The sequence below is a fragment of the Chamaesiphon sp. OTE_20_metabat_361 genome (assembly GCF_031364565.1).
In genome coordinates, this window is sequence record NZ_JANLWO010000470.1 from 1 (window position 1) to 6,055 (window position 6,055).

General features: G+C 45.0%; 7 protein-coding genes and 3 pseudogenes. 8 read left to right on the top strand and 2 right to left on the bottom strand.

The features are described from left to right. Positions 1-246: 246 nt before the first annotated feature. Positions 247-720 (bottom strand): MarR family transcriptional regulator, encoded by a 474-nt coding sequence (locus RMO35_RS13755; RefSeq protein WP_309741868.1) that lies wholly within the window; start codon positions 718-720, stop codon positions 247-249. A gap of 145 nt (positions 721-865) precedes the next feature. Further along, the gene (locus tag RMO35_RS13760) at positions 866-1,345 is read right to left on the bottom strand and encodes a MarR family winged helix-turn-helix transcriptional regulator (RefSeq protein ID WP_309741869.1); all 480 of its coding nucleotides are present in this window, start codon (positions 1,343-1,345) and stop codon (positions 866-868) included. A gap of 158 nt (positions 1,346-1,503) precedes the next feature. Here RMO35_RS13760 and RMO35_RS13765 point away from each other — a divergent pair, with 158 nt between their 5' ends. From RMO35_RS13765 to RMO35_RS13800, 8 genes and pseudogenes are all read left to right on the top strand, one after another. Beyond that, positions 1,504-2,235 (top strand): DUF4386 domain-containing protein, encoded by a 732-nt coding sequence (locus RMO35_RS13765; RefSeq protein WP_309741870.1) that lies wholly within the window; start codon positions 1,504-1,506, stop codon positions 2,233-2,235. Positions 2,236-2,658: 423 nt separating this feature from the next. Further along, positions 2,659-2,859 (top strand): annotated as a pseudogene (locus RMO35_RS13770) (IS21 family transposase); the annotation flags it as partial. A 60-nt stretch (positions 2,860-2,919) separates the two neighbouring features. Beyond that, positions 2,920-3,402 (top strand): annotated as a pseudogene (locus RMO35_RS13775) (ATP-binding protein). 383 nt (positions 3,403-3,785) lie between these two features. Next, positions 3,786-4,034 carry a hypothetical protein gene (locus tag RMO35_RS13780; protein WP_309741871.1) on the top strand — a complete coding sequence of 83 codons (249 nt, stop codon included), beginning with the start codon at positions 3,786-3,788 and terminating at the stop codon, positions 4,032-4,034. Beyond that, positions 4,034-4,690, top strand: coding sequence for a Fic family protein (locus RMO35_RS13785; RefSeq protein ID WP_309741872.1), 657 nt, complete (start codon positions 4,034-4,036; stop codon positions 4,688-4,690). The genes RMO35_RS13780 and RMO35_RS13785 overlap by 1 nt, the downstream gene beginning before the upstream one ends. A gap of 39 nt (positions 4,691-4,729) precedes the next feature. Further along, the gene (locus RMO35_RS13790) at positions 4,730-5,320 is read left to right on the top strand and encodes a DUF5678 domain-containing protein (protein ID WP_309741873.1); all 591 of its coding nucleotides are present in this window, start codon (positions 4,730-4,732) and stop codon (positions 5,318-5,320) included. Between the two features lie 64 nt (positions 5,321-5,384). Further along, entirely contained in the window at positions 5,385-5,861 is a 477-nt protein-coding gene (locus tag RMO35_RS13795) for a PDDEXK nuclease domain-containing protein (RefSeq protein ID WP_309741874.1), read from the top strand. Then, positions 5,854-6,055, top strand: a pseudogene (locus RMO35_RS13800) (hypothetical protein); the annotation flags it as partial. The gene RMO35_RS13795 and the pseudogene RMO35_RS13800, both read left to right, overlap by 8 nt.

Genomic DNA, 6,055 nt, shown 5'->3' on the forward strand with positions numbered 1-6,055 from the left:
CGATCGATATTCTCGCAAAATTAGTGAGTTGTTGTTCGAGTGGCAACCTACTTTCATCCACAAATTGACCCACTCGTCTGCCCGCCCACTCGATCGGTTTTTGAATTCGCCAACAGTATCCGTATCCTGATTACACGCCAACCAACGCAGTACTTTTTTCATTGAGAAGTTCCTTCTTTTGCGGATAGTCCTTGAAACGAATAAATGAGTGAAAGAAATGCTTTATTTACTTTGGGTAATGTGGCATCAGGGTTTGTGCCGTGCTTCTACCAAAAGCTGATTGAGCAGTTCGAGCTTTTCCTGGTTTAAATGTCCAAGTTGTTGCTGATGCAACTTCCAGATTAGGGGATCGAGTGTTTCGATCGCGTCCAGTCCCGATCGAGTTACTCTGACTCGGACAATGCGACGATCTTGCTCATCCCGTTCGCGTTCAATTAACCGATCCTTTTGTAAGCGATCGACTAAACGAGTGATATCAGGATCTCGTGCCACCATGTACTGAGCAATTGACTGACTCGGCATTCCAGTACTTCCCATCCGTGCAAGCACTTTAAGCACGTTATAGAGGGGCTGCGAAAGATGATGCTGTTTGAACAGTTCTGCCACCTCATCACTCAGCAGAGCATGAGTCCGCACGAGATTGAGATAAGCTTCCTGTTCGGGCACTTGAAAGGGCTGAAATTCGCCTAATTCTTCATGGAGGGTGGAATGCTGAAGCATGTTTATTTTGCTCATACACTTAGTATGCCTTTTAAGGATAGTCCTGTCAACAAGTATTTAAGCATCGAAAAATGTAGTGTGGATACTGCTCACGAGCAAATCCTAACGGAGCAGTGGTTTCAGATTGTTATTGCAATCGATACACTTATGTTTCATTCTTACTACTCGCTACTGTATCGCGGCGATCGTCGAGCCAGTTCTTCAAGCGAAACATGGATTTGTGCAACGTCTCAATCTCTTCAGCACTCCATTCGGCAAAGATGAGCTGGGCATCAGGTTCGATGCGGGCGATCGCTTGTTGGTGTGCATTTAAACCTGCGGCTGTAATCGAATGAAATTTAACTCGCTTATCTTCCTGACTGACTTGGAACTCCAAATAGCCCTTTTCCAATAAATGCTGCACCGTTTTGGTCATAGCAGGTTGATTTGCCTGAAAAGCTGCGGCAAGCTGGGTGATAGTGTAACGCTGCTGTGGATCGCGGCTAAAGTGGTTCAGCATTGTAAATTGCGGCAATGGCAAATTGCTTTCACTCATCAATCGCTCGAATCTTGTTGCCGTTAACTGATTTGCCACCCCAATCCAAATCAAAATTTGTCTGAGTTTTTCGGGTTCGTGACAATTCATAGCTTTTTAGCAAAAATTCAGGAAATCTCTACACGGTAAAGGATTTACTTATCTAGCATAGCCCAATCGCACCAATATTTCCAAGACATGAAGATAGGACATTCTTGACAACATTCCTAAGAATGTTAGTATATTCTTAAGAATGTTTCTAAAGTTTTATGGTATCCCCTCAAAAGTCTTTATTTACGATCGCAGGCTGGTTGCTGATTGCTGAAAGTCTGCTCATTTTTGTCCCAATCTCAGTTTTAGGCAGTGCGATTAACTGGCCGAAAAGTTTGAGCGATCCGGCTGATAAAATTCTACCATTGCTGGTCGAACATTCCTCAGCAGTGAGGTTTGGCTATCTCGTTTATTTAATTTACTCGATTCTATTTTGGGTTATTGCCAGTTTGACGATTCGGGTGCTGAGTAATGAGGAAACCGATTCAATCTGGCTGCATGTCGCGAATGGGTTTGGAATCGCTTCGACTGTCGCTCGTTGCTTGGGAATAATTCGGTGGTTGGTGGCAATGCCTGCTTTAGCGACACTTTACACCGATCCCACTATCTCTACGGGTACTCGTGAATCGATCGCAGTCGTCTATCGCGCTCTCAATGACTATGCTGGCTCGGTAGGCGAAGTTTTAGGTGTCAGTTTATTTGCCGGATTGTGGCTGGCGATCGTATCGTTAAGAATTTTGCAAACCAGAATATTACCCCGCTGGCTGGGATTTTTGGGGCTGATATCTGCAACGTTATTAGGCGTTCAATTAGCCAGGTTGTTCGGCGTGGATTTGGGCGCGTTTATCTCGATCTCGGTGAGTGTTTTGCAACTATGGTTTTTGGCGATGGGGATCGTACTAGTAGCGAAGGCTGCGAAAGTTGAGCGTAATCTCTCGGCCAAGTACTGATGATTTCCCCAACTCCCAACTTTAATTTACTGAGGTTTGATGATGAATAATGACGACCGATTGCATGTTGTGTTGGGTGCGAGTGGTGGATGTAGAGATCCAAATAGATCGAGATCCGAAACTAAATCGCTCTTTAATTCCTGCAACCCTTACACCAAAACAGTTTCAGAGAACACAATTTTGATAGAGTTCGCTAATTAATTGCCTGTATTCCAGCTTCAGTAACGATTTTATCAGATGAGATCGAAATAGATCGAGATCCAGATCTATTTCGACGGAACTCTATCTTTCACCATTCACTCATCAAGTAAACTACCCAACAGATCGGTGGCTCCTTTTTGATGCTGGTGGAGGTTATCATCGTATAGCGACAGCGTTTTGATGTCAGCATGGCGACTCAATGCTTGAGCTGCCCGAACTATTAGAGTTCAAACGTGGAAAGCGATACATGGGCCGAGTCCTGAAGTGATGTTTGAATTACGTCATGAGCCAGGTTTGATAGGATTCTCCGATTTCACCCAACTCAAAGAGATCGAGATTACCATCGCTGGAACACCATTCGAGCATCTGTCATACCATTACCGACTGGGCTACAGCGGCTGGCAATACGCACACATCATCCAAGTGCCAGCTATGACCGACTCCTTGACTCTAACGCTACCGAACGAATCGATAGCCCCGACTATTGCCCAGAACCCTTATCAGCACCTCCTACTCCACCTCAAACAACTCCGACTGTCCCACATGCTCGCTCATTGGGAGTCTGTCGAACACCAAGCTATGCAGGAGCAATGGTCTTATGCCAAATTCTTACTCACATTATGCGAACTGGAAACCAGTCGTCGCAACGCTCTCCGGTTACAGCGGGGTCTAACCGAAGCGGCTCTCCCCACCGGAATGTCAAGAAGTCTGAGGCTGAAACTTCGGTGTTGTTTGAGTTAATCGCTCATCGCTATGAGCGTAAGAGTTTGCTCATTACTGCGAACCAGCCTTTCAGTCAGTGGGATTCAATCTTTGTGGATTCAATGATGACTGTTGCTGCTGTCGTTGGCATAGCCTACCGGAGGTAATCGATTAGTTCATCATGGCACGCTCTTTGAGATTAAAGCTGAAAGTTATCGTCGGCAGGCTGCTAGCGATCGCCTAAACAATTCTCAATCTTCCTAACGGCTCTATTTTTGGTGCCCCTGTCGCAACCGATCGTTACTTGTCGTTTCGATCTGAGAACGGCTTTCGCGACACCTACCCGACAATAACCTGTCACGTCTAACCCCTTGACATTTAACAGATCGTCTTGGAGATTTTTACTCGGATCCTGCCGCCCACTAATCTCCCTTTTCGAGGGAATATGCAATTTTGGTGAGTAGAAGGGGCTGAAATGGGCATTCGATAGCGTAAGCGCTGCCTTGGCAGGTCGTGAAAACGGCAAACTGAACATCGGAAAAGAAGCATTTCCATACGTTAGACTATTATTAGACAAGATTTAGGCGATCGACGCGATCGTGATATAATATCGAGTAGTCAAAACCACCTCACCATCGGTATTTGAAATGACAACAGTTCGCACGATCGCTGACTTAACTGCCCAACAGCAGATCGATCTGCTGGCAGCACAACATGACATTACCTACGAGAAAACACAACTTGATGAGTTAGCAGATACATACTCACGACTTTCTGATGCGGAGGTTGAATTAGATGAGACAGAGCTGCTGTTGCTCGAACTCGATCGGGCAGGAATTCTTACGGGCAAGGACAACGGATTGCTGCATCTTCAGTATTTGCACGAGCGAAAATAATGACTTTCGATCCGTTTAGAGACTTTGAAGAACGAGGCTACCTGCGGAATATATATGGTAGTAAAGACGTTGCAGCAGTTAAGGCCCTGGAGCAAAAGTCATTTAAGAAAAATATCAAAAGCGCAATCGATGCTTTGGCGACGACTCAATTTATCGAATACAAGCATATTCTGAGCATCCATAAGACCTTGTTCGGGGATATTTACCCTTGGGCAGGTGAAGACAGATTGGCAACGGCTCCCGATCTCAACATTACTAAAGGTGGCTACGATCGAATGTTTGCCCACCCACGAGATGTCAGACGTGCTGGCGAATATGCTTTAGATCGGGGTCAAGATTTACCGTTTATGCGCGAACGACCTGGATACGTAATGGGGCTGCTGGCTCATGCACATCCATTCCTAGACGGCAATGGACGGGCTATTATGGTGCTTCATGCAGAATTAGCTTATCGGGCAGGAATCAGTATTGAGTGGAAACAAACAGATAAGGTAGATTATCTGACGGCACTAACGACCGAACTCAACGATCCCGAACAGGGACATCTTGATAGTTATCTCCAGCCGTTTATTCGAGGTGCAGTAAAACGCCAGCAATCTGCATCGGTATTAAAGTCATTAAAAGGGCTATGTGAAACAACGACTGGAGAAGAATAGATGCAGCAGTATTTTTAATTATTGGGAGTTTTTATAGAAATGAACGATCGAATCAGTGCTATTATTTCCAATTCTAACACCAATAGAGAGTTTCAAGGTCTAGAATTAGAGGCTATGTCAGAAGCCATAAGTTTTGAAGATCGGATGTACGATCTCAATCGGGGTAAAACTTCCAGAAGATTGTTGATACATGGTGAGGACGATCGAGGAGAGGGAATTACTTACTCTATTTACAATCTCTTTCTACATTTAGAATCTGAAAATTATTTACAGAAACAACGCGGTCATTTTCGTGACTGCTTAAATGTGCTAGTAAAAGAACATGGCGGAAAGTGGATTTTATTTGAGGATGGTAGAATCATTCATTCTGCCAGAACTATAGAGGAGCTAGAAGTAAAGATTCAGTCAGCAAGAGATTCAGATTGCTATCGACCTGCTGACTTTATTGTTTTTGTGCCCAGACGTACCGAAGATCTGCAAGAACAGGCTACGGCAGAACCTAAAAGTAAAGCCGCGATTGCAGTTGCCGAGATTTTTAGAGCTGCTACCGATCGCGAAAAGTTAGAAATATTCAAAGAAATTTGCGATTTAAGAATTCAATCGATTGGGATTGAGCGTCCTGAAGAGTAATTTAAGATAGCTGATTGAATTTCTTCAAAACAACGCTTGCAAATGGTAATCCCCTCAAACCCGCATGGATCGACTCAGTACTGAATACCAAGAACTCCATATCGAGAAGTTTTTATTGGAACTGGGGGCGGGTTTTGCGTTCGTAGGCAAACAGTTTCCCTTAGAGGTAGGGGGTCAGGATTTTCGACTGGATTTGCTGTTCTACCATCTCAAACTGCGCTGCTATGTGGTGATTGAGTTGAAAGTGGATGAATTCAAACCAGAGTATGCAGGGAAGTTGAATTTTTACCTATCAGCGGTGGACGATTTGTTGCGCCATCCCAACGATGAGCCGACGATTGGGATATTGTTGTGTCGGTCTAAAAATGGGGTGGTGGCGGAATATGCGCTGCGGGATATCAATAAACCGATGGGGGTAGCTGAGTGGACGGAGGCGTTGACTAAATCCTTACCCGATCCCTTACAGTTAGAATTACCTTCAACCACAGAGCTAGAGGCCGAACTAGGTGCGATTGAGTGGGGGGAAGATGTGGGTGGCTAAATCTAGAGAAACCCCTGCTAAATGTCTCCGTTGTGCCCCCCTATCCCCAGCCGAAGCTAGGGCTAAACATCCTAACTGCTGGGATGATAAACTTTGCACTGCTCGACGTTTTTACATCAATAATCGCGATCGAATCAACCAGAAACGATCGCGCAAACGGATTGAAACCAAGCATCAAATTCCCGTGCCCCAGG